The organism is Chromobacterium sp. FG89, assembly GCF_057808735.1.
Map to the genome: position 1 here is coordinate 19,665 of NZ_JBMDIQ010000032.1, position 26,105 is coordinate 45,769.

Genomic DNA, 26,105 nt, shown 5'->3' on the forward strand with positions numbered 1-26,105 from the left:
CCAGCCCCATGGCCAAGCTATGATAGAATCGCGCGCAACGTATTCAATTCCTTATGAAAATACTCATAGTCGCCCTTTGCGCGGCATGGCTCGCCGCCCCGGCCCTGGCCGGCCGTTTGCTGCCGATGGAACTGAAGGCCGGCACGGTCCGCGCCGCTAACGACGCCACCATCGAGTTCGTCAAGAAAGACCGCTCCTTGCTGGAAAGTCTGCTCGGCATCTTCATCCGCTCCGAGCGCCAATTCCCGTTGGCGCCCGGTCTGCGCATCTTCGACGAGAACAACCGCTTCCTGCTGCGCGGCCAACTGGACAATCTGGAAGGCCGGCCGGTGGGGGTCACCTTCAATATGCAAGGCCAGATCAACCGGATCTGGGTGCTGCGCCCCGAGGAAGTGGACTTGCTGAAGCAAAGGGAAGCCGAAGCGGCCGCCCAGCCGTCCCAATAAACTCAGCCGCTCGCGGCGCGCTTGTCGGGTCCGGCCCGGCGGCGAACTGAAACACGCTGGAATCTAGCTGCAATGAAAAAGGTATACATCAAGACGTTCGGCTGCCAAATGAACGAGTACGACTCGGACAAAATGGCCGACGTGCTGTCCGACTCCGAAGGCATGATCAAGACGGACAAGCCGGAAGAAGCCGACATCATCCTGTTCAACACCTGTAGCGTGCGCGAAAAGGCGCAGGAAAAAGTGTTTTCGGACCTGGGCCGCATCCGTCCGCTGAAAGAGGCCAAGCCCGATCTGATCATCGGCGTCGGCGGCTGCGTGGCGTCGCAGGAAGGCGAAACCATCGTCAAGCGCGCGCCTTACGTCGACGTGGTGTTCGGCCCGCAAACCCTGCACCGACTGCCGGACCTGATCAAATCGCGCCAATCCAGCGGCAACTCCCAGGTGGATATCTCCTTCCCGGAAATCGAGAAGTTCGACCACATCCCGCCGGCCAAGGTGGAGGGCGGCGCGGCTTACGTGTCCATCATGGAAGGCTGTTCCAAGTATTGCTCCTTCTGCGTGGTGCCCTACACCCGCGGCGAGGAAGTCAGCCGCCCCTTCGACGACGTGCTGACCGAAATCGCCGGTCTGGCCGTCCAGGGCGTCAAGGAAATCACCCTGCTGGGCCAGAACGTCAACGCCTATCGCGGCATGATGGCCGACGGCGAAATCGCCGACTTCGCGCTGCTGCTGGAATACGTGCACGAAGTGCCGGGCGTGGAGCGCATCCGCTTCACCACCAGCCACCCGCGCGAATTCAGCCAGCGCATCATCGATTGCTACGGCAAGCTGCCCAAGCTGGTGTCCCATCTGCACCTGCCGGTGCAAAGCGGCGCCGACCGCGTGCTGGCCGCGATGAAACGCGGCTACACCGGCCTGGAGTACAAATCCATCATCCGCAAGCTGCGCGCGCTGCGGCCGGATCTGTGCCTGTCGTCCGATTTCATCGTCGGCTTCCCCGGCGAGACCGAGGCCGACTTCGAACAGACGCTGAAGCTGGTCAAGGACATGGAAGTCGACTTCAGCTACGTGTTCATCTACAGCCCGCGTCCGGGCACGCCGGCGTCCAATCTGCCGGACGACACCCCGCACGCGGAGAAAGTGCGCCGGCTGGAAGCCCTGAACGAGGTGATCGAGGCCAAGGGCTTCGCCATCAACCAGGCGATGGTGGGCACGGTGCAACGCGTGCTGGTGGAAAGCGTGTCCAAGAAGGATGCCGCCATGCTGGCGGCGCGCACCGCCAACAACCGCGTGGTCAACTTCGCCGGCCACCCGCGCCTGCTCAATCAGATGATCGATCTGCGCATCACCGAAGCCCGCCCCCACTCGCTGGTGGGCGAGGCGCTGATCGCGGAAACCGCCTGAGCATGACGCCCGTCCGCCATTTTTTCGCGCCGGCCGCCGCGGGCCGGCGTATGCTTGGCGCTTTCCCTTCACGCTGACGCCGCCATGTTCATTGTTTCGCTAAGCTACATCGCCCCGCTGTCCGACATCGACGCACAGCTGGAAGCGCACGTCGCCTGGCTGCGGCAGGGTTACGCCGCCGGCCTGCTGCTGGCCTCCGGCCGCAAGACGCCGCGCACCGGCGGCGTGATCCTGGCGCGCGGCGAACGCGCCGAGCTGGAAGCGCTGCTGGCGCGCGACCCCTTCGCCGTCGCCGGCCTCGCCCGCTACGAAATCACCGAGTTCCACGCCAGCATGAGCGCGCCGGAACTGGATTGTCTGCGGAACATTTAATGAGCGCCGCAGCCCTAACCCTTGTCCATCGGCCGTCCCGCCCCGCGGCGGGCCGCCGACAACGACCCAGACTACGAGCCGCATGACTACATCGCACGCCGAACCCCTGAGCTTCAACCCTGTCGACAATGAACGGCTGGCCCGCCTGTGCGGCCCGCTGGACGAAAACCTGAAACAGATAGAAACCGGCCTGGACGTGACGGTGCAGCGCCGCGGCGAAAGTTTCCGCGTCCAGGGCGAACAAGCCAAGACCGCGGTGGAGGCGCTGACCCGGCTCTATCTGCTGGCGGAAAAACAGGAGCTGTCGATAGACGACGTGCAACTGTGCCTGGTGGAACTGCGCCGCCACGCGCCCCACGGCGCCGCGGCCGCGACCGACGACGAAGACGCGCCGGTGCTGGTGACCCGCCGCGGCGATCTGCGCGGCCGCACGCCGCGCCAGAGCCGCTACATCAAGGCCATCCAGCAGCACGACATCACCTTCGGCATCGGCCCGGCCGGCACCGGCAAGACCTATCTGGCGGTGGGCTGCGCGGTGGACGCGATGGAGCGCGACGCGGTCAAGCGCATCGTGCTGGTGCGCCCGGCGGTGGAGGCCGGCGAGAAGCTGGGCTTCCTGCCCGGCGACCTGGCGCAGAAAGTGGACCCGTATCTGCGGCCGCTGTACGACGCGCTGTACGATCTGATGGGTTTCGACCGCGTGACCCGGCTGTTCGAGAAGAACCTGATCGAGATCGCGCCGCTGGCCTATATGCGCGGCCGCACGCTGAACAACGCCTTCATCATTCTGGACGAGGCGCAGAACACCACGCCGGAGCAGATGAAAATGTTCCTGACCCGCATCGGCTTCGGCTCCAAGGCGGTGATCACCGGCGACGTGACCCAGATCGATCTGGCCCGCCATCAGAAAAGCGGCCTGGTCGAAGTGGAACGCATCCTGGACAAGGTCCGCGGCATCCATTTCCACCATTTCCAGAGCGACGACGTGGTGCGCCACCCGCTGGTGCAGAAAATCGTCGACGCCTACGACCAATACCAAAGCAAGCAAGATGAAAAGAGCCAAGCGTAACCCGCTGCTGGCGCGGCTGGCCGCGCGCCTGGAACTGAGCCTGGACGTGCGCAGTCAAACCGCCGCGCTGCCGCGGCCCGCCGATCTGCGCCGCTGGAGCCAGGCGGCGCTGCAAGCCGGCGTCAAACAGGCCCAGGTCAGCATCCTGATCGTGGATGCCGACGAAGGCCGCCAAATGAACCATGACTACCGCGGCAAGGACTACGCCACCAATGTGCTGAGCTTCGCCCTCAACGAGGGCGAGCCGGTGCCCGGCCTGCCCTTGATCGGCGATCTGGTGCTGTGCGCGCCGGTGGTGGAAAAAGAGGCGGCCGAGCAAAACAAGCCGCTGCAAGCGCATTACGCCCACCTGTTGGTGCACGGCATGCTGCACCTGCAAGGCTTTGACCACGAACAAGACGACGAAGCCGAAACCATGGAGGCGCTTGAAACCGTCATCATGCAGAGGCTAGGATATCCCGACCCTTATCGAGAGGAGCAGTTCTAAGAAATGGAAGACCCCAGTAAACCGCGGCCGACTTGGCTGGAACGCCTGTCCACCATGTTGCTGCGCGAGCCGGAAGATCGCGAAGAGTTGATCGAGCTCTTGCACAACGCCTTCGAGCGCAATCTGCTGGACGCGGAAGCGCTCGGCATGATCGAGGGCGTGCTGGAAGTCAGCGAGCTGACCGTGCGCGACGTGATGATTCCGCGCAGCCAGATGAACGTGATCAGCTGCGACGACCCGATCACCCGCTTCCTGCCGATGGTGATCGACTCCGGACACTCGCGTTTTCCGGTGATAGGCGACAGCAAGGACGACGTGCTGGGCATTCTGTTGGCCAAGGAACTGTTGCGCTATTTCCACGCGCCGGCCAGCTTCGACTTGAAGGCGGTGCTGCGCCCGGCGGTGTTCGTGCCGGAGTCCAAACCGCTGAACGTGCTGCTGCGCGATTTCCGCGCCACCCACAATCACATGGCGGTGGTGGTGGACGAATACGGCGGCGTGTCCGGCCTGGTGACCATCGAGGACGTGATCGAGCAGATCGTCGGCGACATCGAGGACGAATACGACACCGAGGACGACGAGGAAGACATCCTGCCGGTGCGCGGCCATCAGCGCTACCGGGTCAAGGCGCTGACCGAGATCGAGGACTTCAATCATTACTTTGAAACCGATTTCGAAGACGACGACGTCGACACCGTCGGCGGCCTGGTGATCTCGCTGACCGGCCACCTGCCCAAGCGCGGCGAGGCGGTGGAAGCCGCCGGCCTGCGCTTCACCGTGCTGCGCGCCGACAACCGCCGCGTCGACACCCTGCTGGTGGAGCGGATTCAGGCCGGGGAAACCAGCGAGGTCTGAGAAGCGGCGCGCCTTCCGCTTCGCGGCGGAGGCCTGGCTTGAGCACGGCTGAGAAACGCCCATGCGCCGCCTGCGCATTGCGCTTTCCCAGCCGTTTCGGCCTTGTCTCGCCCACGCTCGCAAGAGCGTGAACAGACGCTGAACGCCGCTGCCGGAAGCCGGCGGCCGGATTGGGCTTGGAGCCCGCGCCGCCCGCTCCTAAGATGAAGATCAGCTATTTGACAATCCGTCGGCCGGCTTTTGCCGGCCGGCTTCGCCTGATGCCTACCATGCGCACTTTACTGGTCCTGCTGGCAGCCGCCTTGGCTGGCAGCCTCACACTGTTCGCCTTCGCCCCCTATCGGCTATTCTGGATCATGCCGCTGTCTTTGGCGGCGCTGGCCGACCTGACTCAACGCCACCCGCAGCGCGCGTTCTGGATCGGCTATGTCTGGGGTCTGGCCGCCTACACCAGCAACTTCAACTGGATCTACAACAGCCTGCACGACGTGGCCGGCCTGCCGGCCTGGATCGCCCTGCCGCTGGTGCTCTTGCTGCCGGCCTATCTGGCGCTCTACCCGGGCCTCGCGATGTGGCTGAGCGCCCGCGTCACCGCCAAGCCGTGGCAGCGCTGGCTGCTGGCCTTCCCGGCGCTGTGGGAACTGGGGGAATGGCTGCGCGGCTGGGTGCTGACCGGCTTCCCCTGGGCCGCCGCCGGCTACTCGCAGATCACGGAAAGCCCGCTGGCCGGCTATACGCCGCTGGGCGGCTCCCACCTGGTCACCTACCTGGTGGCGCTGTCCGCCGGCGCGCTGGCCTTGATGGTCCACAGCGGCTGGAAGATGCGCGCCGGCCTGCTGGTCGCCGCGCTGGCGGTGTGGGGCAACGGTTTCTGGCTCAAGAGCGTGGAATGGACCCAGCCGCAGGGCAAGCCGATCAGCGTGGCGCTGGCCCAGGGCAATATCGCTCAGGAACTGAAATGGTCGCCGGAAAACCTGGAAGAATCGCTGCGCGTGTATTACCAGCAAGTGGCCACCACCCGCGCCGACCTGATGCTGCTGCCGGAAACCGCGCTGCCGCTCTTCCTCGACGACCTGCCGTCCGGCTATCTGAGCATGATGGAAGGCCAGGCCCAACGCGCCGGCATGGCGCTGGCCACCGGCGTGCCACGCCGCACCAACGACGGCCGCGGTTATTTGAACGCGGTGGTGGCGCTGACCACGCCGGGCCGGCCCTTCTTCGCCAAAGACCATCTGGTGCCCTTTGGCGAGTTCATCCCGGTGCCCGGCCTGATCGGCTGGATCTACCAGTTCATGAATATGCCGATGTCCGGCTTCAGCAGCGGCGGCGCCAATCAGCCGCCGCTGGCGCTGGCCGGCGAGAAGATCGCCTTCAACGTCTGCTACGAGGACAGCTTCGGCGAAGAGCTGACAGGCCCGGCCTCCCAGGCCAGCATCATGGCCAACGTCAGCAATCTGGCCTGGTTCGGCAAGAGCGTGGCGATGAGCCAGCACCTGCAGCTGTCCCAGGCCCGCGCGATGGAAAACGGCCGCTACATGCTGCGCGCCACCAATAACGGCATGACCGCCATCATCCGCCCGGACGGCGAAATCGCCGCGGTGGCCGCGCCCTACACCCGCCAGGTGCTGCAGGGCTTCGCCCAGGGCCGCCTGGGGCTGACGCCCTATATGCGCCACGGCAATATGCCGGTCTTGATAGGCTGCGCGGCGCTGCTGCTGCTGGCCATGCTGCTGGGCCGCAAACACCGGCCCTGAGCCTTGTAGCCCTCACACCGCAAACGCGCGATGTTTCCACACAGGAACATCGCGCGTTTTGACATTCGGCCCCGGATTCCCGATCATCATTCGCCGGCGACGCGAAACCGGTCCCGTACCGGACACACACCAAGAAACGACGCGCCGCCTCTACAAGGGAAACACCATGAACGAGAGAAAACTGGAAGCCGGGATCGTCACCAACTTTTCCGAGCGCATGAGCTACGGCGGCTATCTATGCCTGGACGAGCTGCTGGCCTGTCAGAAACCGCTGTCCAACCCGCCGCATCACGACGAGTTGCTGTTCGTGATCCAGCATCAGACATCGGAATTGTGGATGAAGCTGATGCTGCACGAGCTGCAGGCCGCGGTGCGCTTCGTCCAGCAGGACACGCTGGGCCCCAGCTTCAAATGCCTGGCGCGGGTCAAGCAGATCCAGCGTCTGCTGTTCGAGCAATGGGCGGTGCTGGAAACGCTGACGCCGTCGGAGTACATGGAATTCCGCGACGTGCTGGGCAATTCCTCCGGCTTCCAGTCGCATCAATACCGCTCCATCGAATTCCTGCTGGGCAACAAGAACCAGGCGATGCTGAACGTGTTCGCCCATGAAGCGGACAAACACGCTTCGCTGAAGGCCATCCTGGATGCGCCCAGCCTGTACGACGAATTCCTGCGCCATCTGGCGCGGCGCGGCCTGCCGGTGCCGGCCTCCAGCCTGGAACGCGACTGGTCGCAGCCCTATCAGCGCAACCCGGAACTGATCCCGCTGTTCAAATTGATCTACGACCAGCCCCAGCAGCACTGGGAAGCCTATGAGATGGCGGAAAAACTGGTGGACGTGGAGGAATACTTCCACCTGTGGCGCTTCCGGCACATGAAAACGGTGGAGCGGGTGATCGGCTTCAAGCAGGGCACCGGCGGCTCCAGCGGCGTGCGCTTCCTCAAGCAGGCGCTGGAGCTGACTTTCTTCCCGGAGTTGCTGGACGTGCGCACCGAGATCGGCCGCTAAGAACCTGCTTACGATCGGCTGCGCGTCGTGACGCGTTGCACGGTGAGTACCGCTTCGAAACGCTCATGCAGTAAACCTGCATTCGGCGTTCTCAGCGGTTTTCACCTTGTCTCGCTCTCGCCCGCGAGATTTCGAATCGGCTCTAAGACCGCCTAGCGCGCCGCCGGCTCAACAGCGGAAGCGCGACACCAGCCCGCGCAGATTGCCGGCCAGCTGGTTCATGTCCGCCAGCGCCGCCGAAGCGGTGGACGCCGCCTGCGCGTTCTTGCTGGAGCTCATTGCGATCTGTTCGACGTACTGGGCGATGTCCTGGCTGGCGGTGCCCTGCTCCTTCAGCGCGTGGGAAATATCGTTGACCACGCCCAGCACCCCGCCGGCGCTCTGACGGATCTCGCCCACCGCCTCGCCGCCCTGCTCGGCCAGTTCCAGGCCGTTCTTGGCGCGCCGCACCGCCTCTTCCATCGAACCGTGAGACTGGGTGGAGCTTTGTTGGATCTCGGCGATCATGCCGGCGATCTCCTCGGTGGCCTGGGCGGTGCGTTCGGACAGCTTGCGCACCTCGTCCGCCACCACGGCGAAGCCGCGGCCCTGCTCGCCGGCGCGCGCCGCCTCGATCGCCGCGTTCAACGCCAGAAGATTGGTCTGATCGGCGATGTCCTTGATCACCTGCATGATGCCGGAGATCACTTGCGCCTTGTCCACCAGCTCGTTGATGGTGCCGGCGGCCAATTCCACCGATTCATTGATGCGGCGCATTTCCGCCACCGCGCGCGAAATCACCTCGCTGCCCTGCTGCGACGATTCGCCGGATTGCTCGGACAGATTGCGGGCGTCCTGAGCGCGGTCGGAAATATGGTTGATGCTGACGGTCAGTTCTTCGATTGACGCCGCCATCGAGGTGGCCGCCTCGCTTTGCTTCTCCGAACCGTTGGCCACTTCGCTGGCGTGGCTGCTGACGTCGGCGCTCATCTCCGACACCCGGCTGGCCGCGGCGGCGATGTCGCCCACCAGTTGCCGCAACTGCCCCTGCATGCCGGCCACATTGGCCAGCAGGCTGTCGCGGTCGCCGGCTTTGACCGGCACGTCCATATCCAGCTGTCCGGCGGCGATGCGTTTGACGATGTCCACGGTGACCGCCGGCTCGCCGCCCAGTTGGCCCAGCACGCTGCGCATGATGTAGCCGCCGAGACCGGCCAGCAGCAGCAGGATCACGCCGACTTCCAGCGCCAGGTTGAACAGCGATTTGTGATAGGCGGCAGCCACATCGTCCAGATAGATGCCGGTGCCCAGCACCCAGCCCCAGCCGGGCGAGGTCATCAAATAGGAGATCTTGGGCTGCGGCGCGTCGAAGCCCGGCTTGTCCCAGACATAAGCGGCATAACCCTTGCCGCCGCCGGCGCTCAGCGCCTGGTCGAACAACTGGCCCATGTCCTGGCCGCTGCCCTCCTTAACCCCGTGCAGATTCTTGCCGATCAAGGCCGGCTTCACGCCGTGGGCGACATAGGTCAGGCCCTTGTCGAAGGCGAAGAAATACTCGCGCTCGTCGTAACGCATGCTGCTCAGTGCCGCCGCCGCCAGTTGCTTGGCCTGCGGCTCGCTCATCTTGCCGTCCGCCGCCATCTTCTCGTAGGACGTCACCAAGGCCGCCGCCGATTCCACCAGATTGCGCGTCTTGTCCTTGCGGTCCAGCAACATGGTGTCCCGCTCGCGCATCACCGACAACACGCCTATCGCCGTCACCAGCAGGGCCATCGCCACCAAAAGCAGCAGCAAACGGCCGCGCAGGCTCATTGTTGTTTTATTCATTTCCATCTCCCCACACCTTGTTAGCTTATTCTAGACAGCGCTGATCGCTCTTTTTATGCGATTAATCCCAGTTTGATACATTTCGATGAAAAATATCAACAGCATAAAAAAAACCCGGATCGCTCCGGGTTTCAACTGAACGCGAGCACGCGTCCAGAGTCGTCATTCCATCCTTACTTCATCGTCGGCATCACGAATTCGGCGGTCATCTTGGCCGGCCAGCGGCTGGTCACCGTCTTCATCCGGGTATAGAAGCGCACGCCTTCCGGGCCGTGCATATGATGGTCGCCGAACAGCGAGGCTTTCCAGCCGCCAAAGCTGTGGAATGCCATCGGTACCGGGATCGGCACATTGATGCCCACCATGCCCACCTGGATGCGGTGGCTGAATTCGCGCGCGGCGCCGCCGGAGCGGGTGAAGATGCTGGTGCCGTTGGCGAAGGGATGGGCGTTGATCAGGCTGACCGCGCTGTCGAAGTCCGGCACCCGCACCACCGCCAGCACCGGCCCGAAGATTTCCTCCTTGTAGATGGTCATCTCCGGCGTCACATGGTCGAACAGGCAGCCGCCCAGGAAAAATCCGTCCTCGTGACCGGGATGGCGGTAGCCGCGGCCGTCCACCACCAGCTGCGCGCCTTCGGCCACGCCCTGATCGACATAGCCCGTCACCTTGTCCAAGTGCTGGCGCGTCACCAGCGGCCCCATTTCCGCCACCGCGTCGTCGCCCACGCCTATCTTCAGATTGCGCGCGCGCTCGGCCAGCCGCTCCACCAGCGCGTCGCCGATGTCGCCCACCGCCAGCACCACCGAGATCGCCATGCAACGCTCGCCGGCCGAGCCGTAAGCGGCCCCGATCAAGGCCTCCACCGCGCCGTCCAGATCCGCGTCCGGCATCACCACCAGGTGGTTCTTGGCGCCGCCCAGCGCCTGCACCCGCTTGCCGTGGCGCGCGCCGGTTTCGTAGATGTACTGAGCAATCGGCGTGGAGCCGACGAAGCTGAGCGCGGCGATGTCGGGATGGGCGAGCAAGGCGTCCACCGCCTGCTTGTCGCCGTGCACCACGCTGAACACGCCGGCCGGCAGGCCGGCCTGCTGCAACAGATCGGCCAGCAGCAGCGCGGCGGACGGGTCGCGCTCGGACGGCTTGAGAATGAAGCAGTTGCCGCAGGCCAAGGCCACCGGGAACATCCACAGCGGCACCATGGCCGGGAAGTTGAACGGGGTGATGCCGGCCACCACGCCCAGCGGCTGACGCATGGAATGGCTGTCGATGCCGCCGCCCACCTGTTCGGTGAACTCGCCCTTCAGCAGCTGCGGAATGCCGCAGGCGAACTCCACCACTTCCAGGCCGCGGGCGACTTCGCCGATGGCGTCGGACACCACCTTGCCGTGCTCGCTGGAAATCAGCGCCGCCAAGCGCTGCTGATTCTGCTCCAGCAGCTCCTTGAACTTGAACATCACCCGCGCCCGTTTCAGCGGCGAGGTTTCCGCCCAGGCCGGAAAGGCCTTGCGCGCCGCCGCCACCGCGGCCTGCACCTCGTCCGGGCTCGCCAGCGGCACGCGGGCGGCGACGCTGCCCAGCGCCGGGTTGTAGACATCGCCAAAGCGGCCGCTCCGGCCTTCGCAGCGTTCGCCGCCGATGTAATGAGGAATGGTTTGCATCTTATGTTCCGATTCGAATGAGTTGAGTATTCGGCGCCGCGCTTACTCGCAGGCGCGCAAGGCGGAGGCGATGGTGTCGAACAGCCGGTCGATCTCGTGCTTTTCGATGATCAAGGGCGGCGACACCGCCAGGATGTCGCCGGTAAAGCGCACCAGCACGCCTTGTTCCCAGCACTTGAGGAAGACGTCGAAACCGCGCTGCCCGGCCGCGCCGGGGCGGCTGTCCATTTCGATGCCGGCCACCAGGCCCAGGTTGCGGATGTCCTTGACGTAGGGCTGGCCGCGCAAGGCGTGCGCGCGCTCCTCGAAATAAGCGGACAGCCCGGCGGCGCGCTCGAACAACTGCTCCTCGCGGTACAGGTCCAGCGAGGCGATCGCCGCGGCGCAGGCCAGCGGATGGGCGGAATAGGTGTAGCCGTGGGGGAACTCGATCATGCGCTCGCCGGCGGCGGCCATGAAGGCGTCGTGGATCTCCGGCTTCACCAGCAGCGCGCCCATAGGCACCACGCCGTTGGTCAGGCCCTTGGCGCAGGTGATGATGTCCGGCAGCACGCCGAACTTGTTGGCCGCCCAATCCGCGCCCAGGCGTCCGAAGCCGGTGATCACCTCGTCGAAGATCAGCAGGATGCCGTAGCGGTCGCAGATTTCGCGCAGGCGCCGCAAATAGCCCTTGGGCGGGATCAGCACGCCGGTGGAGCCGGCCATCGGCTCGACGATGACGGCGGCGATGGTGGACGGGTCGTGCAGGGTCAGAATACGCGCTTCCAGTTCGTCGGCGAACTCGGCGCCGTGCTCCGGCTCGCCGCGGCTGAAGGCGTTGCGCGCCAGATCATGGGTGCTGCGCAAATGGTCCACCGCCGGCAGGGACACCGGAAAGTGTTTGCGGTTGCCGGCCATGCCGCCCACCGAGACGCCGCCGAAGTTGACGCCGTGATAGCCGCGCTCGCGGCCGATCAGCTTGACGCGGGCGGCGTCGCCACGCACGCGGTGATAGGCCACCGCCATCTTCAGCGCGGTGTCCACCGCCTCCGAGCCGGAGCCGACGAAGAAGGCCTTGCTCAAGCCCTTGGGCGCCATCGCCACCAGCTTGTCGGCGGCCTCGAAGGCCTTGGGGTGCGCCATCTGGAACGGCGGCGCGTAATCCAGCGTCGCCACCTGGCGCTGCACCGCCTCGACGATGGGCTTGCGGTTGTGGCCGGCGGTCACGCACCACAGGCCGGCGCTGCCGTCCAGGATCTGGCGGCCTTGGTCGTCGGTGTAATACATGCCGTCGGCGCTCACCAGCATGCGCGGAGCGCTCTTGAACTGGCGGTTGGCGGTGAAGGGCATCCAGAACGCGTCCATCTGCGGCTGATTCATCGTTGTCTCCCCTGGCTCTCGGCCGAATGATGACAACTAATCTAGCGGCTGCACCAATACAATTACAGGTACAGTTTGCGCGGATTTGCCCAACCCCGTACCGGCCAAATCGCCAATACAGTCCAAGACCATGAAAAAACCCGGCCGCAGCCGGGTTTTCTGTGTCGCGTCAGCTCGCTTAAACGCGGAAGCTGGAGAACAACTGGCGCATGTCCTTGGCCGCCTGCGACAAATCGTTCAAGGTGTCGTGCACGGTCTGCAGAGCGCCGTCGCTGTCGACGATGCGGCCGTTGATCTGCTCGGTGCTCTGCGCGATCAAGGTGGTGGCCTTGTGCTGCTCGCTGGTGGACAAGGTGATCTCGTTCATCTTGGCCATCACTTCCTGCATCGCCTGCTGGATCTGCTCGATGCGCTGCACCGCGCTGTCGGTCAGTTCCACGCCGTCGTCCACCGAGCTGACGGTGCGCTGCATATTGGTCACCGCCTGGCTGGTTTCCTCGCGGATGGTGCTGACCATGCTGGAAATCTCCACCGTGGCCTGGCCGGTGCGCTCGGCCAGTTTGCGCACTTCGTCCGCCACCACCGCGAAGCCGCGGCCCATTTCGCCGGCGCGCGCCGCTTCGATCGCCGCGTTCAAGGCCAAGAGGTTGGTCTGATCGGCGATATCCTTGATCACATTGGTGATGCCGCTGATTTGCTGCGAGCGTTGATCCAGCGACACCAACATGCCGGACAAGCCCTTCACCGCCTCCACCGTGCTGTTCATCTCGCGGGAGATGCGCTGCATTTCGTCGGCGCTTTCGCTGGACACGGTGCCGGTGTGGTTGACCAGCGAATCCGCCTCGCGCGCGGCGTCGGCGATATGGGAGATGCTGACGGTGATTTCCTCCAGCGTCGCGGCGTTGGAGCTGGACACGTCGGAAATCTGCCGGGAATCGCGCGCCACCTGATCCACCGTGGTGGCCACGCTCTGCACGCCGTTGGTGACGTTTTCCGCCTCGGTGCGCACCGCCACGAACATGCTTTGCAAGCGATGGATGAAGCTGTTGAACGCGGTCGCGGTTTCGGCGATCTCATCCTGGCCCTGCACCTCGATGCGGCGGGTCAAATCGCCCTCGCCCTTAGAGATCTCCAGCATCGCGTTGCGCAAGCGGCCCAGGCCGGCCAACATCTTGCTCAGCATCACGCTGGCCACCGGGATCAGCACCACCACGCACAGCGCGCCCAGGCCCACCACGGTCAGCAGCAGTTTTTCCAGCGGCTCGCTGACCACGGACTTGTCTATCATCACGCCCAGCAGCCAGTTGGTGCCCTCCACCGGGTCCACCTGCACCAGCTTGGTTTCGCCATTGACTTCGATCTCCTCCATCGCGCTGCTGGTGGACAACTGCACCAGCTTCTCGCCGGTCAGCGCCGGCACTTTCTCCGCCAGAGGCTTCAGCGTCAGCGTGGTGTCCGGATGGGCGATCACCTTGCCGGCCTTGTCCACCAGGAAGGCGTAGCCGTTGCCGCGCAGCTTGGCGGACAGCACGGTTTTGACCAAGTCGTCGATGAAGATGTCGCCGCCCACCACCGCTTTCAGCGTGGAGCCGTCGAACACCGGCGACACGAAGGTCACCACCAGTTTCTTGGTGTCGAAATCGACATAGGGATCGGACACCCCCGGCTTGCCGCTGGCCTGCGCCTGCTGATACCAGGGCCGCGCCACCGGGTCGTAGCCCGCCGGCTGCGGCTTGAAGTCGGAACGGATCATCTTGTGATCGGCGGTGCCGATATAGGTCATGTCGTAGCCGCCGGCCTGGCTCAGGCGCGCCAGCATTGGCATGGGCTCGGGCGTGCCCACCACCGGATTGCCGGCGATCACCACCTTGACCTTGCTGCCGTACCAATCCTTGACCAGGTTGGCGTAGCCGCGCGAGGTGCTGGACAACTCGTTATCCACGCCCTGGACAATCTCGTTGCGCATCTGGGTGTAGACCAGGGTCGTAATGATGGCGCCCAGCAGAACCAGCAGCACCGCAATGAATACAATCAACTTTACACGCAAAGAGCGCATTTCCGTCCTCCATCCCCAATTCGACTTGGCTTGCCGCGATTGCTTGTCAATTCACGACAAAGCGCTGTTATGATCATTCTCGATGCCGGTAGGCTCTGTTCTTGTCTTAGCCGTTTCGCCTGCAAAGCTCAACAAAAAACATACAGATTGGCGGCTGCAACATGCCATCCGGCTTATGACGAGATATTTATCACAAGCTGTTCTCAACGGACAGGCCCAATATCAATGATGCTCAATTAACGCGCAATGGCCAGCCTGAATCTTATGCCCGCGGAAGGCATTACCCTGGTGGAAAATATAGTCAATTCAGCTATTTCCGCCATTCAATGCGGTCAGTGGCGCAAAGGCGCAAAAATCCCATCTATTCGCAGAATGGCCGGGGAGCTGGGCGTCAGTCCCTTCACCGTGGTCGAGGCCTACGATAGGCTGGTGACCTTGGGCTATCTGGCGGCGCGGCCGGGCTCCGGCTTTTACGTGGAGGGAAGGCGGGAAAGCCGGCCGCCCGATCTGCCCGCCGCACCGCGCGTCTGGCCGGTGGACGAATACTGGCTGCTGCGCAAGATTTACCAGCAGGACGCCAACACCCTGTTCGCGGGCTGCGGCTGGCTGCCCTCGCACTGGTACGACGCCGAGGCCCAGCAAAAAGCGCTGCGGCAGCTGGCCCGCGACGCCGTCGCCGCGCCCGGCTACGGCGATCCCAAGGGCTTTCTGCCCTTGCGCGAGCATTTGGCGGACCGGCTGGCCGAGCGCGGCATCCCCGCCCGAGCCGACGACATCGCGCTGACCCAGGGCGCCAGCCGCGCGCTGGACATGGCCGCCTGCGCGCTGCTGCAGGCCGGGGACACCGTGCTGGTGGACGATCCCGGCTATTGCAATCTGCTGTCCTGCCTGGCGTTTCGCGAGTTCAAGCTGGTGCCGGTGCCCTGGACCGAGCACGGCCCCGACTTGGAACAACTGCGCGCGCTGCTGCTCCAGCATCGGCCGCGCGCCTTCTTCACCAATCCCTGGCTGCAAAACCCCACCGGCGCCAGCTACTCGCCGTCGGTCGCCCACCAGGTGCTGCGCCTGGCCGAGGAGCACGATTTCCTGATCGTGGAGGACAATGTGTCCGCGGACTTCGCCGGCGGCCGCCAACCCGCGCTGGCGGCGCTGGACGGCCTCAAACGCGTGCTCTACATCGACAGCTTCTCCAAATCGCTGTCGCCGGGACTGCGCGTCGGCTATCTATGCGGCCCGTCCGATCTGCTCGAACGCATCGTCCATTACAAGATGATGTCCGGGCTGACCTCGCCGGAATTAAACGAGAGGCTGGCGCTGGAACTGGTGTCCGAGGGCCGCTACCGCCGCCAGCTGGAACGGCTGCGCGCGCGCTTGTCCGAGGCTCAGGCCCAATGCCAGCAGCTGTTTCTGGAACACGGCTGGCAGTTGTTCGCGCGGCCGTCCAACGGCCTGTTCCTGCTGGCGCGCCCGCCCGGGGAGCGGGACGCCAGACGCTTGGCCGAGCAGGCCCAGCAACACAAAATCCTGCTCGCGCCCGGCCATCTGTTCCGCGCCTACGGCATGCCCTCGGATTGGCTGCGCTTCAACGTCGCTTTCAGCCAGGATCGTAGGCTGTGGGATTTTCTGAGTTGCCCGCCGCAGTGATACCATGCCCTGACCACAGCTTAGCGGAGCCCTCCATGCAACTTGTCGAAATGTTCGTCCATCCGTTGAAATCCTGTCGCGGCCTGTCCTACAGCCGCGCCTTCGCCGCCAAGCAGGGCTTGCTGCACGACCGCGAATGGCTGCTGGCCGGCGACAACGGCCGCTTCTTCACCGCCCGCTCCCACCCGCAGCTGGTGCGCGTGGAGGTGGACCTGATTCCCGGCGGCGCCCTGTTCAAATTTCCGGGCAAGGCGCCGGTGCTGGCGATGAGCACCCAATACCAGCAAGAAGCGCCGGCTACGGTATGGAAGGACAACTTCGCCGCCTATCACGGCGACGCCGCCGTCGATCTCTGGTTCAGCGAGGTGTTGGGCGAGCCCTGCCAGTTGCTGTGGCTGGGCATGCGCTCCAATCGCCGGCTGAAGGACAGCGAGCACGCGATGTCCTTCGCCGACGGCTACCCCTATCTGCTGGTGAACCAGGCCTCGCTGGACGCGCTCAACGACGAGCTTGACCAGCCGGTATCGCTGCGCCACTTCCGCCCCAATCTGGTGGTCAGCGGCGATTACGCCTGGGAAGAGGACGATTGGAAGGTGGTCCAGATCGGCGAGGTGGTGTTCGACGTCGCCAAGCCCTGCTCGCGCTGCGTGCTGACCACGGTGGATCCGGATACCGGGATCAAATCGCCGGAACAACAGCCGCTGCGCACCCTGGTCAGCATTCGCACCTTGCCGGAAGGCGTCTGCTTCGGCGTCAACCTGGTGCCGCGCAATGAAGGCTTGCTGGAATTGGGCGCCGAGTTCAGCGTGCTGGAAACCCGCTACGAGTTCTGATTTTCCGACGCCGGTCCGCCGGCGTTTTTACCGCCTTATGCTGAATAGATTAATGAATCTGCAAGACCTACTCGATCAAATCCACGGCGAAGTCCTCGCCTATTACGGCCAGGGCCGCGTCGCCGATTACATCCCGGCGCTGGCCGAAGTGCCGCCCCGCCAGTTCGGCATGGCCGTCACCACTCTGGACGGCCGGCACTACCGCTGCGGAGACGCCGCCGTCCCCTTCTCCATCCAGAGCATTTCCAAGGCCTTCATGCTGGCGCTGACGCTGGAGGCGGACGGCGACGCCCTGTGGAGCCATGTCGGCAAGGAGCCGTCCGGCAACCCGTTCAACTCGCTGGTGCAGCTGGAGTACGAGGACGGCGTGCCGCGCAATCCCTTCATCAACGCAGGCGCCCTCGTGGTGACCGACCGCGCCGTCAGCCATTTTGAAGACGCCCACGGCGCGCTGCTGGCCCGCCTGCGGCAAGAGTCCGGCAACGCCACCTTGTGCGGCAACGCCCGCGTCGCCGAATCCGAACGCGCCCACGGCCACCGCAACGCGGCGCTGGCCCACTTCATGAAAAGCTACGACAACCTCGACAACGAGGTGGAGACCGTGCTGCAGCAATACTTCAACAGCTGCAGCATCGCGATGAACTGCGTGGAACTGGCCAATGCCGGGCTCTTTCTCGCCAACCACGGCATTACCCGCGACGGCCGGCAATCGCTGAGCCGCAGCCAGGCCAAGCAGATCAACGCGGTGATGCTGACCTGCGGCACTTACGACGCCGCCGGCGAATTCGCCTACCGCGTGGGCCTGCCGGTGAAAAGCGGGGTCGGCGGCGGCATGCTCGCCATCATCCCCGGCAAGATGAGCATCGCCGTATGGAGCCCTGAACTGGACGGCAAGGGCAACTCGGTGCTGGGCCTGGAAGCGCTGGATCGCTTCACCACGCGTACCGGCTTATCGATTTTTTAAGCGCGCGCCTTTATAAAAGCCCACAAAGAAAAACCCGCTCTAGGCGGGTCTTTTCTTTTACGGCAATGAAAAAAGCCAGGCTTGCGCCTGGCTTTTTCCTCAACTTCGTCGATTACTCGGCGGAGTTGTCTTCAACCGCTACGGCATCTTCCGGACGGTCCACCAGCTCAACCAGAGCCATCGGGGCGTTGTCGCCCTTGCGGAAACCGTACTTCAGGATACGCACATAGCCGCCGTTGCGGGCGGAGAAGCGCGGGCCGAGCACGTCGAAGAGTTTAACCACGATATCGCGGTCACGAGTGCGGTCAAACGCCAGACGACGGTTGGCGAGAGACGGCTTTTTGCCGAGCGTGATCAACGGCTCGGCCACACGACGCAGTTCCTTGGCTTTCGGCAGCGTGGTCACGATCACTTCGTGCTTCAGCAGCGAGTTGGCCATGTTACGCAGCATCGCCAGACGATGGCTGGTCGTGCGGTTCAGTTTACGATTACTGTAACGATGACGCATTGTTAATGTCCTTTTATCTCAAACCTTACGGCTTTTCGAGGCCAGCAGGCGGCCAGTTCTCGAGTTTCATCCCGAGAGTCAGGCCTTTGGAAGCGAGAACTTCCTTGATCTCGTTCAGCGACTTGCGGCCGAGGTTCGGAGTCTTCAGAAGCTCGGTTTCAGTACGCTGGATCAGATCGCCGATGTAATAAATGTTCTCAGCTTTCAGGCAGTTGGCCGAACGAACCGTCAGTTCAAGATCGTCTACCGGACGCAGCAGGATCGGATCGATCGGCGGCGCCTTTTCAACGACTTCTTCAACCGCTGTGCCTTGGAGATCGGCAAAGATCGACAGTTGATCCATCAGAATACGGGCAGCATTGCGCACTGCCTGTTCCGGCTCGATTACGCCGTTGGTCTCGATATCGAGCACCAGGCGGTCGAGGTCGGTACGCTGCTCAACACGGGCGCTTTCCACAGCAAAGCTCACGCGGCGAACCGGCGAGAAGGAAGCGTCCAGTTGAATGGTACCGATGGAACGGTTGTCTTCATGATTGGATCGAACCGACACCGGCTGATAGCCGCGGCCTTTTTCGATCTTGATCTCCATGTCGATCTTACCGCCAGAGGAGATGTGACAAATCACGTGGTCCGGATTGATCACTTCCACATCGTGCGGCAGTTCGATATCGCCAGCCAAGACAGCGCCTTCGCCGTCCTTTTTCAAGGACAGAACGACACTGTCACGACCATGCAGCTTAAGCACTACGCCCTTGAGGTTGAGGAGGATGTCAACGACATCCTCGCGCACGCCATCAAGTGCGGAATACTCATGCAAAACGCCAGCGATAGTCACTTCGGTCGGAGCATAGCCCGGCATCGACGACAGCAGAATCCGGCGCAGCGAGTTACCCAGAGTATGAGCGTAGCCGCGCTCGAACGGCTCCATCGACACACGAGCGTGAGTGGCGGAAACCGGCTGAACGTCGATAAGACGAGGTTTCAGAAATTCCGAAGCGCTGTTTTGCATAGTCATTCCCTAAGAGCTAGCGATTACTTGGAGTAGAATTCCACAACGAGTTGTTCGTTGATATCGCTAGACAGTTCGGAACGTTCCGGAGCGGATTTGAAAGTGCCTTCCATTTTCTTGGAGTCAACCAGGACCCAAGACGGGAAACCACCCTGCTCGGCCAGAGCCAGACCTTCTACGATACGGGCCTGTTTCTTGGCTTTTTCACGGACGGACACTACGTCACCGGCTTTAACCTGGTAGGACGGAATGTTCACAACCTGGCCGTTCACAACGATAGCCTTGTGGCTAACCAGCTGGCGCGCTTCGGCGCGAGTGGAGCCAAAGCCCATGCGATATACAACGTTGTCCAGGCGGGCCTCGAGCAGCTTCAGCAGGTTTTCACCCGTGGAGCCTTTGCGACGCACAGCTTCCGCAAAGTAATTGCGGAACTGACGCTCGAGTACACCGTAAATACGACGGATTTTCTGCTTTTCACGCAGTTGCACACCGTAGTCAGACAGGCGGCTCTTACGAGCGCCATGCTGGCCCGGAGGGCTATCCAGTTTGCACTTGGAATCCAGTGCACGACGTGCGCTCTTCAGGAAAAGGTCGGTGCCTTCACGACGAGCGAGTTTGCACTTAGGGCCGATATAACGTGCCATGTTCTCACACTCTCCGAATTAGATACGACGTTTTTTGGGCGGACGGCAACCGTTGTGCGGTACCGGCGTCACGTCGGAGATGCTGGTGATCTTGAAACCCAGCGCGTTGAGTGCGCGAACAGCGGATTCACGACCCGGACCCGGGCCCTTGATACGAACTTCGAGGTTCTTCACACCGTATTCTTGGGCAACTTTACCAGCGTGCTCTGCTGCTACTTGAGCAGCAAAGGGTGTACTCTTGCGCGAGCCCTTGAAACCAGCGCCGCCAGAGGTAGCCCAAGACAATGCATTGCCTTGACGGTCGGTGATCGTGATGATGGTGTTGTTGAACGAAGCGTGCACGTGCACGATGCCTTCGCTAACAGACTTGCGCACTTTCTTGCGTACACGAACTGCTGTGTTTGCTTTAGCCATTATCTGTTGTTCCTATTGATTACTTCTTGCCGGCGATCGCCTTACGCGGTCCCTTGCGGGTACGAGCGTTAGTGCGAGTGCGCTGACCGCGGCACGGCAGGCCACGACGATGGCGGAAGCCGCGATAGCAGCCCATGTCCATCAGACGCTTGATGCTCATGGTGACTTCGCGGCGCAGATCACCTTCAACGGTGAACTTGGCGACTTCGTCACGCAGAGTTTCCATCTCGGCGTCCGTCAGATCCTTCACTTTCGTGGAAGGGTTCACGCTGGCAGCAGCACAAATCTGCTGGGCGCGAGTCTGACCGATGCCAAAAATTGCCTGCAGGCCGATAACGGCATGCGCATGATTGGGGATGTTTACCCCTGCAATACGGGCCATACTCTTTCCTTAAGCCTTAAGACCTTGAAAAGTTTGCGATTGTAACACGCAAATCCAGGTCTAACAAATGTTAGCCTTGTTTTTGCTTGTGACGCGGATCCGTGCAAATCACGCGAACTACGCGATTGCGACGAATGATTTTGCAGTTGCGGCAAATCTTCTTTACCGAAGGCTGTACTCGCATGTCAGTTCCTTTCAATCCTCTAAAAGAGCAAGTGCGTTATTTCGCACGGAACACTATCCGGGACAGGCAGGACCGCGGGGGGATTCCCCTCGCCCCAAACCGCCGTCAGATTGGATGCGAATGCCTTCGCAATCGCACCCCGTCTGAAGTGCCCGGTTACCACGTGTCCATTCACAAGCAAAACTCCGAAGCGAACTTCGGAATTTCGCACTGCATCTGGATGGTGTCTTCCTTAGCCAATAACCCAGCGTGAGCTCAAGTTGTCAGCGCGTGAGCGCGTTGCCTTTGAAGTTGGCCTTCTTCAGCAAGCTCTCGTACTGATGCGACAGCACGTAAGACTGTACCTGCGCCATGAAATCCATGGTAACCACCACGATGATCAGCAGCGAGGTGCCGCCGAAGTAGAACGGTACGTTCCACTTCAAGATCAGGAATTCCGGCAGCAAGCAGACCAGTGTGATGTAGATCGCACCAATCAGCGTCAGCCGCAGAATGATCTTCTCGATGTATCGGGAAGTCTGCTCACCTGGACGAATACCCGGGATGAAAGCACCGCTCTTCTTCAAGTTGTCAGCCGTTTCCTTCGGGTTGAATACCAACGCCGTGTAGAAATAGCAGAAGAAGACGATGGCCGCCGCATACAGCAGCACGTAGATCGGCTGACCGGGATGCAGTTTGTCTGCAATGCCCTTCAACCAGCCCATGTGCTCGCCCTGGCCAAACCAACCGAGAACGGTGGCCGGGAACAGGATGATGCTGGACGCGAAAATCGGCGGAATCACCCCCGCCATGTTGAGCTTGAGCGGCAGATGCGTGCTCTGGCCCTGCATGACGCGATTGCCTACCTGCCGCTTGGCGTAGTTCACCAGGACTTTGCGTTGGCCGCGCTCGGCGTACACCACCACATAAGTCACTACGATCACTCCGACAAACAACACGACGGCAAACAGGATGGGCAAAGAACCCTGACTGGTCAGAGTCAAGGTCTTGCCGATCGCAGCCGGAACGCCTGCGGCGATACCCGCGCAGATGATCAACGAAATACCGTTGCCAATTCCGCGCTCGGTGATCTGCTCGCCCAGCCACATGAGGAACATGGTGCCGGTTACCAGCGATACGACTGTCGTCAGGTAGAACTCCCACTGCGGAGTCACCACCAGGTTAGGCTGCTTGTACAGCATTACCGCAATGCCGAAACTTTGGAAAGTCGCGAGCAAAACGGTGGCGTAACGTGTGTACTGGGTTATCTTACGACGTCCCGCATCGCCCTCCTTCTTCAGCTGCTTGAGGCTCGGAAGAACCTCGGAGGCAAGCTGAAGAATGATGGAGGCGGAGATGTACGGCATGATGCCGATGGCAAACACCGTAAACCTCGAGAGGGCGCCGCCCGAGAACATGTTGAACATGTCGAGCAGGCCCGTCTGCGATGAGTGGAACAACTTCGCTAGCTCGGCAGGGTTGATACCCGGAACCGGAATGTGGGCACCGATGCGATAAACGATCAGGGCACCAATCAGGAACCAGATTCGACGCTTGAGATCACCAAACTTATTGGCATTTGCCACTAGAGAAGTATTCGCCACAGATTATTGCCTTATTCTACGCTGCCGCCGGCAGCTTCGATGGCGGCGCGAGCGCCGGCAGTTACGCCAACGCCGCGCAGTTTTACTGCGCGCTCAATCTTGCCGGACAGCACCACCTTGGCGGAAGTCACCTGGATGGAAGCCAGACCAGCTTGCTTGAGAGAGAGCAGGTCGATTTCATCAACCGGCAGCAGGTTCAGTTCGGACAGGCGAATCTCGGCAACCTTGCCTGCGTTCAGCGACTTGAAGCCGCGCTTCGGCAGACGACGTTGCAGCGGCATTTGACCGCCTTCGAAACCAACCTTGTGGAAACCACCTGCACGGCTCTTCTGACCTTTGTGACCGCGGCCACAAGTCTTGCCCAGGCCGCTGCCGATGCCACGGCCTACACGGCGCTTGGCATGCTTGGCGCCGGCACCCGGCTGTACAGTGTTCAGCAGCATCGCTTAGCCCTCGAATTTCAACAAGTAGCTGATCTTGTTGATCATGCCACGGTTTTCAGGGGTATCGAGCACTTCAACAGTCTGGCGAATCTTCTTCAGACCCAGACCACGGGCGCAAGCCTTGTGAGACTCCAGGCGACCGATCAGGCTCTTTACCAGAGTGACCTTTACAGTCTTGGCGTTACTCATGGCTCACCCCCAGGATGTCCTCGACGCTCAGGCCACGCTTGGAGGCGATTTGCGCCGGGGTGTTGATGTTGCTCAGACCATCCAGAGTTGCACGCACCACGTTGTACGGGTTGGTGGAACCATGAATTTTCGCCGAGACGTTATGAACACCCATAGCATCAAAGATAGCGCGCATCGGGCCGCCGGCTTTCACACCGGTACCTTCTTTAGCGGGCTGGATGAATACAGTAGTAGCGCCGTGCTTGCCAACCACAGTGTGGTGGAAAGTGCCGTTTTTCAACGGAACCTTAACCATGTTGTGGCGAGCTTGTTCCATTGCCTTTTGTACGGCAACCGGAACTTCCTTGGAACGGCCCTTACCCATGCCGATTCCGCCATCGCCATCACCAACCACGGTCAAGGCGGAGAAAGCCATGATACGGCCGCCTTTAACCACTTTGGTGACGCGGTTGACGCTGATCATTTTCTCGACCAGACCGTCGCCACGATCTTCCGTTTCGTGTTTAGCCATTCTTCACTCCGAATTAGAATACGAGACCGTGTTCGCGAGCGGCGTCAGCCAGCGCTTTCATACGACCGTGGTATTTGAAACCAGAGCGGTCGAAAGCAACTTTCTCGATGCCAGCAGCTTTTGCTTTTTCAGCAATGCGCTTGCCGATCACGGCTGCAGTTGCCACGTTGCCGCCATTTTTGAGATCAGCGCGCACGTCGGCTTCCAGCGAAGAAGCGCTGGCCAGTACTTTGCTGCCGGTCTCATCAACGATCTGGGCATAAATGTGGCTATTGGTGCGATACACAGTGAGACGCACCATCTTGAGCTCCGCGATCCGGGCACGGGTTTTACGTGCGCGGCGGAGTCGAGCTTGTTTCTTGTCCATATCAGTGCCTCAGTTACTTCTTCTTGGTTTCTTTCAGAACCACAACCTCATCAGCGTAACGAACGCCCTTGCCTTTGTACGGCTCAGGAGCGCGGTAAGCGCGGATTTCGGCAGCCACCTGGCCAACGCGCTGTTTGTCAGCGCCTTTGATCAGGATCTCGGTCTGACTCGGGGTCTCAGCTTTAACGCCTTCAGGCATTTGATGAGCCACCGGGTGGGAGAAACCCAGAGACAGGTTCAGGGTGTCGCCTTGAGCCTGGGCACGATAGCCCACGCCTACCAGCTGCAGCTTCTTCTCGAAGCCTTTGGACACGCCGGTCACCATATTGTTCAGCAGCGCGCGCAGGGTGCCGGACATGGCACGAGCGAATTTGCTGTCGTTCTTGGCGGCGAATGTCAGTTGGCCGTTGTCCAGCTTGACATCTACCTCTTCGCACAGAGCGGTGCTCAGGGAGCCCAGGGCGCCCTTAACAGTCACTTCTGCAGCGCCGAACTTCACTTCGACGCCAGCCGGGATGACTACGGGATTCTTAGCTACGCGAGACATTTGACCCCCTTAAGCCACGACGCACAGCAACTCGCCGCCGATGCCGGCCGCGCGCGCTTTGCGATCAGTCATAACGCCTTTGGAGGTGGACAGGATAGCCACGCCCAAGCCATTCATGACTTTCGGGATTTCGGTGGAGCCCTTGTACACACGCAGGCCAGGGCGGGAGACGCGGTCAATGCGCTCAATCACCGGACGGCCAGCATAGTACTTGAGCTGGATATCGAGAACAGGCTTCTTCTCTTCGCCGGCAACGGCGAAGTCTTCGATGTAGCCTTCTTCTTTCAACACCTGCGCCAGCGCAATTTTCAGCTTGGAAGACGGCATGGAAACTGCCACCTTGGAAGCCATTTGGCCGTTGCGGATGCGGGTCAACATATCGGAAATAGGATCGTGCATGCTCATTTATGTGTCTCCTATTACCAGCTGGCCTTCACAACCCCCGGAATCTCGCCCTTCAGAGCGATTTCACGGAGTTTGTTACGACCCAGACCGAATTTGCGGAATACGCCACGCGGACGACCGGTGATGGCGCAGCGACGACGCTGGCGAACCGGGGAAGCATTGCGCGGCAGCTGCTGCAGTTGCAGGCGAGCTGCAAAGCGCTCTTCTTCCGAGAGGCTTTGATTGTTGATAGTCGCGATAAGGGCTTCGCGCTTGGCAGCAAATTTTGCAGCCAGCTTGACACGCTTCTCTTCGCGCTGAATCAGTGCAAGTTTTGCCATGTGCTTAACCCTTGAACGGGAACTTGAACGCGGCCAGCAAAGCGCGGGCCTCTTCGTCAGTCTTCGCGGTGGTGGTAACAGTAATGTTCATACCACGCAGAGCATCGATCTTGTCGTACTCGATTTCCGGGAAGATGATCTGTTCTTTAACGCCCATGTTGTAGTTGCCGCGGCCGTCGAAAGACTTGGCGGAAACACCACGGAAGTCGCGAACGCGCGGCAGCGCGATCGTCACCAGGCGGTCCAGGAACTCGTACATGCGTTCGCGACGCAGAGTTACCTTGCAACCTACCGGGTAGTGATCGCGAATCTTGAAGCCTGCGATGGATTTGCGAGCGGTGGTGACAACCGGCTTCTGGCCGGCGATCTTTTCCAGGTCGCCCACGGCGAAATCCATTACCTTTTTATCGGCAACAGCTTCGCCCACACCCATGTTCACAGTGATCTTCTCAATGCGCGGGACTTGCATGATCGACTTGTAGCCGAACTGTTTCATCAGTTCAGGCACTACGGTGTCTTTGTAGAAATCGTAGAGACGTGCCATGTTTTGTTCCTTACGCGCCAATGACTTCGCCGTTGGACTTGAACACGCGTACCTTGCGGCCGTCTTCAAGAACCTTGAAGCCTACGCGGTCAGCCTTTTGGCTTGCCGGATTGAAAATGGCGACGTTCGATGCGTCAACAGGCATGGTCTTTTCAACGATGCCGCCGGCCACGCCACGCACCGGATTCGGCTTCTGGTGTTTCTTGGCGACATTCACGCCTTCAACAACCAGTTTCTCGTCCAGAACGCGCAGAACGGTGCCGCGCTTACCTTTGTCTTTGCCGGTGATTACTACGACTTCATCACCCTTGCGAATTTTGCGCATGCGATCTC

At 61.7% G+C, this 26,105-nt stretch carries 31 protein-coding genes; 11 read left to right on the forward strand and 20 right to left on the reverse strand.

The features are described from left to right. The first annotated feature begins 53 nt into the window (after positions 1–53). The 8 genes from ACODRW_RS22250 (at position 54) to kynA (ending at position 7,399) form a co-directional block, all read left to right on the forward strand. Positions 54–446: a hypothetical protein gene (locus tag ACODRW_RS22250; protein ID WP_107797941.1), complete on the forward strand. Its 393-nt coding sequence runs from the start codon at positions 54–56 to the stop codon at positions 444–446. Between the two features lie 72 nt (positions 447–518). Next, a complete protein-coding gene (gene miaB, locus ACODRW_RS22255; RefSeq protein WP_107797940.1) occupies positions 519–1,853 on the forward strand; it encodes a tRNA (N6-isopentenyl adenosine(37)-C2)-methylthiotransferase MiaB in 1,335 nt (444 codons plus the stop codon). A gap of 84 nt (positions 1,854–1,937) precedes the next feature. Then, a complete protein-coding gene (locus ACODRW_RS22260) occupies positions 1,938–2,225 on the forward strand; it encodes a YciI family protein (RefSeq protein WP_107797939.1) in 288 nt (95 codons plus the stop codon). Between the two features lie 82 nt (positions 2,226–2,307). Then, positions 2,308–3,294, forward strand: coding sequence for a PhoH family protein (locus tag ACODRW_RS22265; protein ID WP_107797938.1), 987 nt, complete (start codon positions 2,308–2,310; stop codon positions 3,292–3,294). Then, positions 3,275–3,781 (forward strand): rRNA maturation RNase YbeY, encoded by a 507-nt coding sequence (gene ybeY / locus ACODRW_RS22270; RefSeq protein ID WP_107797937.1) that lies wholly within the window; start codon positions 3,275–3,277, stop codon positions 3,779–3,781. Before ACODRW_RS22265 ends, ybeY begins: the two co-directional genes overlap by 20 nt. Before the next feature lie 3 nt (positions 3,782–3,784). After that, positions 3,785–4,636: a CorC family transporter gene (locus ACODRW_RS22275; RefSeq protein ID WP_019102982.1), complete on the forward strand. Its 852-nt coding sequence runs from the start codon at positions 3,785–3,787 to the stop codon at positions 4,634–4,636. Between the two features lie 269 nt (positions 4,637–4,905). Then, the gene (gene lnt, locus ACODRW_RS22280) at positions 4,906–6,390 is read left to right on the forward strand and encodes an apolipoprotein N-acyltransferase (protein WP_488906713.1); all 1,485 of its coding nucleotides are present in this window, start codon (positions 4,906–4,908) and stop codon (positions 6,388–6,390) included. Positions 6,391–6,556: 166 nt separating this feature from the next. Then, positions 6,557–7,399 carry a tryptophan 2,3-dioxygenase gene (gene kynA, locus ACODRW_RS22285; RefSeq protein ID WP_227106592.1) on the forward strand — a complete coding sequence of 281 codons (843 nt, stop codon included), beginning with the start codon at positions 6,557–6,559 and terminating at the stop codon, positions 7,397–7,399. Between the two features lie 168 nt (positions 7,400–7,567). On the opposite strand, the gene ACODRW_RS22290 is transcribed toward kynA, so the two are convergent. The 4 genes from ACODRW_RS22290 to ACODRW_RS22305 form a co-directional block, all read right to left on the reverse strand. Further along, positions 7,568–9,205 (reverse strand): methyl-accepting chemotaxis protein, encoded by a 1,638-nt coding sequence (locus ACODRW_RS22290; RefSeq protein ID WP_107797935.1) that lies wholly within the window; start codon positions 9,203–9,205, stop codon positions 7,568–7,570. A gap of 173 nt (positions 9,206–9,378) precedes the next feature. Then, positions 9,379–10,866, reverse strand: coding sequence for a CoA-acylating methylmalonate-semialdehyde dehydrogenase (locus ACODRW_RS22295; protein ID WP_488906714.1), 1,488 nt, complete (start codon positions 10,864–10,866; stop codon positions 9,379–9,381). A 42-nt stretch (positions 10,867–10,908) separates the two neighbouring features. Continuing rightward, the gene (aptA, locus tag ACODRW_RS22300) at positions 10,909–12,225 is read right to left on the reverse strand and encodes an omega-aminotransferase AptA (RefSeq protein WP_227106588.1); all 1,317 of its coding nucleotides are present in this window, start codon (positions 12,223–12,225) and stop codon (positions 10,909–10,911) included. A gap of 178 nt (positions 12,226–12,403) precedes the next feature. Continuing rightward, positions 12,404–14,260 carry a methyl-accepting chemotaxis protein gene (locus tag ACODRW_RS22305; protein WP_227106585.1) on the reverse strand — a complete coding sequence of 619 codons (1,857 nt, stop codon included), beginning with the start codon at positions 14,258–14,260 and terminating at the stop codon, positions 12,404–12,406. A gap of 285 nt (positions 14,261–14,545) precedes the next feature. Between ACODRW_RS22305 and ACODRW_RS22310 the strand changes: the two genes are divergently transcribed. The 3 genes from ACODRW_RS22310 to ACODRW_RS22320 are packed head-to-tail and all read left to right on the forward strand — an operon-like array spanning position 14,546 to position 17,722. After that, the gene (locus ACODRW_RS22310; protein ID WP_488906717.1) at positions 14,546–15,925 is read left to right on the forward strand and encodes an aminotransferase-like domain-containing protein; all 1,380 of its coding nucleotides are present in this window, start codon (positions 14,546–14,548) and stop codon (positions 15,923–15,925) included. Between the two features lie 35 nt (positions 15,926–15,960). Then, entirely contained in the window at positions 15,961–16,758 is a 798-nt protein-coding gene (locus tag ACODRW_RS22315; protein ID WP_488906715.1) for an MOSC domain-containing protein, read from the forward strand. Between the two features lie 52 nt (positions 16,759–16,810). Further along, the gene (locus ACODRW_RS22320; RefSeq protein ID WP_235084818.1) at positions 16,811–17,722 is read left to right on the forward strand and encodes a glutaminase; all 912 of its coding nucleotides are present in this window, start codon (positions 16,811–16,813) and stop codon (positions 17,720–17,722) included. 112 nt (positions 17,723–17,834) lie between these two features. On the opposite strand, the gene rplQ is transcribed toward ACODRW_RS22320, so the two are convergent. The 16 genes from rplQ to rplX form a co-directional block, all read right to left on the reverse strand. Further along, complete coding sequence (rplQ, locus tag ACODRW_RS22325) at positions 17,835–18,230, reverse strand: 50S ribosomal protein L17 (protein WP_048411916.1); 396 nt, start codon at positions 18,228–18,230, stop codon at positions 17,835–17,837. Between the two features lie 25 nt (positions 18,231–18,255). Next, complete coding sequence (locus ACODRW_RS22330) at positions 18,256–19,239, reverse strand: DNA-directed RNA polymerase subunit alpha (RefSeq protein WP_039755788.1); 984 nt, start codon at positions 19,237–19,239, stop codon at positions 18,256–18,258. 23 nt (positions 19,240–19,262) lie between these two features. After that, positions 19,263–19,883, reverse strand: coding sequence for a 30S ribosomal protein S4 (gene rpsD / locus ACODRW_RS22335; RefSeq protein ID WP_043594097.1), 621 nt, complete (start codon positions 19,881–19,883; stop codon positions 19,263–19,265). 18 nt (positions 19,884–19,901) lie between these two features. Further along, a complete protein-coding gene (rpsK, locus tag ACODRW_RS22340; protein ID WP_008955659.1) occupies positions 19,902–20,297 on the reverse strand; it encodes a 30S ribosomal protein S11 in 396 nt (131 codons plus the stop codon). Positions 20,298–20,316: 19 nt separating this feature from the next. Further along, the gene (rpsM, locus tag ACODRW_RS22345) at positions 20,317–20,679 is read right to left on the reverse strand and encodes a 30S ribosomal protein S13 (RefSeq protein ID WP_048411917.1); all 363 of its coding nucleotides are present in this window, start codon (positions 20,677–20,679) and stop codon (positions 20,317–20,319) included. 70 nt (positions 20,680–20,749) lie between these two features. Then, positions 20,750–20,863 carry a 50S ribosomal protein L36 gene (rpmJ, locus tag ACODRW_RS22350; RefSeq protein WP_011137711.1) on the reverse strand — a complete coding sequence of 38 codons (114 nt, stop codon included), beginning with the start codon at positions 20,861–20,863 and terminating at the stop codon, positions 20,750–20,752. A gap of 263 nt (positions 20,864–21,126) precedes the next feature. After that, positions 21,127–22,446, reverse strand: coding sequence for a preprotein translocase subunit SecY (gene secY / locus ACODRW_RS22355; protein ID WP_039755684.1), 1,320 nt, complete (start codon positions 22,444–22,446; stop codon positions 21,127–21,129). Between the two features lie 11 nt (positions 22,447–22,457). Then, on the reverse strand, positions 22,458–22,889 hold the full coding sequence (gene rplO / locus ACODRW_RS22360) for a 50S ribosomal protein L15 (RefSeq protein WP_048413704.1): 432 nt from the start codon (positions 22,887–22,889) through the stop codon (positions 22,458–22,460). 3 nt (positions 22,890–22,892) lie between these two features. Continuing rightward, positions 22,893–23,078 (reverse strand): 50S ribosomal protein L30, encoded by a 186-nt coding sequence (gene rpmD / locus ACODRW_RS22365; RefSeq protein WP_011137715.1) that lies wholly within the window; start codon positions 23,076–23,078, stop codon positions 22,893–22,895. Further along, a complete protein-coding gene (rpsE, locus tag ACODRW_RS22370; RefSeq protein ID WP_043594101.1) occupies positions 23,071–23,589 on the reverse strand; it encodes a 30S ribosomal protein S5 in 519 nt (172 codons plus the stop codon). Before rpsE ends, rpmD begins: the two co-directional genes overlap by 8 nt. Before the next feature lie 13 nt (positions 23,590–23,602). Further along, positions 23,603–23,956: a 50S ribosomal protein L18 gene (rplR, locus tag ACODRW_RS22375; RefSeq protein WP_048411919.1), complete on the reverse strand. Its 354-nt coding sequence runs from the start codon at positions 23,954–23,956 to the stop codon at positions 23,603–23,605. A gap of 13 nt (positions 23,957–23,969) precedes the next feature. After that, complete coding sequence (rplF, locus tag ACODRW_RS22380) at positions 23,970–24,503, reverse strand: 50S ribosomal protein L6 (RefSeq protein ID WP_019104496.1); 534 nt, start codon at positions 24,501–24,503, stop codon at positions 23,970–23,972. Between the two features lie 9 nt (positions 24,504–24,512). Then, complete coding sequence (gene rpsH, locus ACODRW_RS22385) at positions 24,513–24,908, reverse strand: 30S ribosomal protein S8 (RefSeq protein ID WP_019104495.1); 396 nt, start codon at positions 24,906–24,908, stop codon at positions 24,513–24,515. A gap of 14 nt (positions 24,909–24,922) precedes the next feature. Further along, entirely contained in the window at positions 24,923–25,228 is a 306-nt protein-coding gene (rpsN, locus tag ACODRW_RS22390; protein WP_081546296.1) for a 30S ribosomal protein S14, read from the reverse strand. 4 nt (positions 25,229–25,232) lie between these two features. Next, a complete protein-coding gene (rplE, locus tag ACODRW_RS22395; protein ID WP_019104493.1) occupies positions 25,233–25,772 on the reverse strand; it encodes a 50S ribosomal protein L5 in 540 nt (179 codons plus the stop codon). 10 nt (positions 25,773–25,782) lie between these two features. Continuing rightward, a complete protein-coding gene (gene rplX / locus ACODRW_RS22400) occupies positions 25,783–26,097 on the reverse strand; it encodes a 50S ribosomal protein L24 (RefSeq protein WP_048413703.1) in 315 nt (104 codons plus the stop codon). Between the last annotated feature and the right edge of the window lie 8 nt (positions 26,098–26,105).

Bases quoted from the DNA above. Each gene is read 5' to 3' on its own strand.
- ACODRW_RS22250 (WP_107797941.1), top strand. From the start codon at position 54: ATGAAAATACTCATAGTCGCCCTTTGCGCGGCATGGCTCGCCGCCCCG.
- miaB (WP_107797940.1), top strand. From the start codon at position 519: ATGAAAAAGGTATACATCAAGACGTTCGGCTGCCAAATGAACGAGTAC.
- ACODRW_RS22260 (WP_107797939.1), top strand. From the start codon at position 1,938: ATGTTCATTGTTTCGCTAAGCTACATCGCCCCGCTGTCCGACATCGAC.
- ACODRW_RS22265 (WP_107797938.1), top strand. From the start codon at position 2,308: ATGACTACATCGCACGCCGAACCCCTGAGCTTCAACCCTGTCGACAAT.
- ybeY (WP_107797937.1), top strand. From the start codon at position 3,275: ATGAAAAGAGCCAAGCGTAACCCGCTGCTGGCGCGGCTGGCCGCGCGC.
- ACODRW_RS22275 (WP_019102982.1), top strand. From the start codon at position 3,785: ATGGAAGACCCCAGTAAACCGCGGCCGACTTGGCTGGAACGCCTGTCC.
- lnt (WP_488906713.1), top strand. From the start codon at position 4,906: ATGCGCACTTTACTGGTCCTGCTGGCAGCCGCCTTGGCTGGCAGCCTC.
- kynA (WP_227106592.1), top strand. From the start codon at position 6,557: ATGAACGAGAGAAAACTGGAAGCCGGGATCGTCACCAACTTTTCCGAG.
- ACODRW_RS22290 (WP_107797935.1), bottom strand. From the start codon at position 9,205: ATGAATAAAACAACAATGAGCCTGCGCGGCCGTTTGCTGCTGCTTTTG.
- ACODRW_RS22295 (WP_488906714.1), bottom strand. From the start codon at position 10,866: ATGCAAACCATTCCTCATTACATCGGCGGCGAACGCTGCGAAGGCCGG.
- aptA (WP_227106588.1), bottom strand. From the start codon at position 12,225: ATGAATCAGCCGCAGATGGACGCGTTCTGGATGCCCTTCACCGCCAAC.
- ACODRW_RS22310 (WP_488906717.1), top strand. From the start codon at position 14,546: ATGCCCGCGGAAGGCATTACCCTGGTGGAAAATATAGTCAATTCAGCT.
- ACODRW_RS22315 (WP_488906715.1), top strand. From the start codon at position 15,961: ATGCAACTTGTCGAAATGTTCGTCCATCCGTTGAAATCCTGTCGCGGC.
- ACODRW_RS22320 (WP_235084818.1), top strand. From the start codon at position 16,811: ATGAATCTGCAAGACCTACTCGATCAAATCCACGGCGAAGTCCTCGCC.
- rplQ (WP_048411916.1), bottom strand. From the start codon at position 18,230: ATGCGTCATCGTTACAGTAATCGTAAACTGAACCGCACGACCAGCCAT.
- ACODRW_RS22330 (WP_039755788.1), bottom strand. From the start codon at position 19,239: ATGCAAAACAGCGCTTCGGAATTTCTGAAACCTCGTCTTATCGACGTT.
- rpsD (WP_043594097.1), bottom strand. From the start codon at position 19,883: ATGGCACGTTATATCGGCCCTAAGTGCAAACTCGCTCGTCGTGAAGGC.
- rpsK (WP_008955659.1), bottom strand. From the start codon at position 20,297: ATGGCTAAAGCAAACACAGCAGTTCGTGTACGCAAGAAAGTGCGCAAG.
- rpsM (WP_048411917.1), bottom strand. From the start codon at position 20,679: ATGGCCCGTATTGCAGGGGTAAACATCCCCAATCATGCGCATGCCGTT.
- rpmJ (WP_011137711.1), bottom strand. From the start codon at position 20,863: ATGCGAGTACAGCCTTCGGTAAAGAAGATTTGCCGCAACTGCAAAATC.
- rplO (WP_048413704.1), bottom strand. From the start codon at position 22,889: ATGCTGCTGAACACTGTACAGCCGGGTGCCGGCGCCAAGCATGCCAAG.
- rpmD (WP_011137715.1), bottom strand. From the start codon at position 23,078: ATGAGTAACGCCAAGACTGTAAAGGTCACTCTGGTAAAGAGCCTGATC.
- rpsE (WP_043594101.1), bottom strand. From the start codon at position 23,589: ATGGCTAAACACGAAACGGAAGATCGTGGCGACGGTCTGGTCGAGAAA.
- rplR (WP_048411919.1), bottom strand. From the start codon at position 23,956: ATGGACAAGAAACAAGCTCGACTCCGCCGCGCACGTAAAACCCGTGCC.
- rplF (WP_019104496.1), bottom strand. From the start codon at position 24,503: ATGTCTCGCGTAGCTAAGAATCCCGTAGTCATCCCGGCTGGCGTCGAA.
- rpsH (WP_019104495.1), bottom strand. From the start codon at position 24,908: ATGAGCATGCACGATCCTATTTCCGATATGTTGACCCGCATCCGCAAC.
- rpsN (WP_081546296.1), bottom strand. From the start codon at position 25,228: ATGGCAAAACTTGCACTGATTCAGCGCGAAGAGAAGCGTGTCAAGCTG.
- rplE (WP_019104493.1), bottom strand. From the start codon at position 25,772: ATGGCACGTCTCTACGATTTCTACAAAGACACCGTAGTGCCTGAACTG.
- rplX (WP_048413703.1), bottom strand. From the start codon at position 26,097: ATGCGCAAAATTCGCAAGGGTGATGAAGTCGTAGTAATCACCGGCAAA.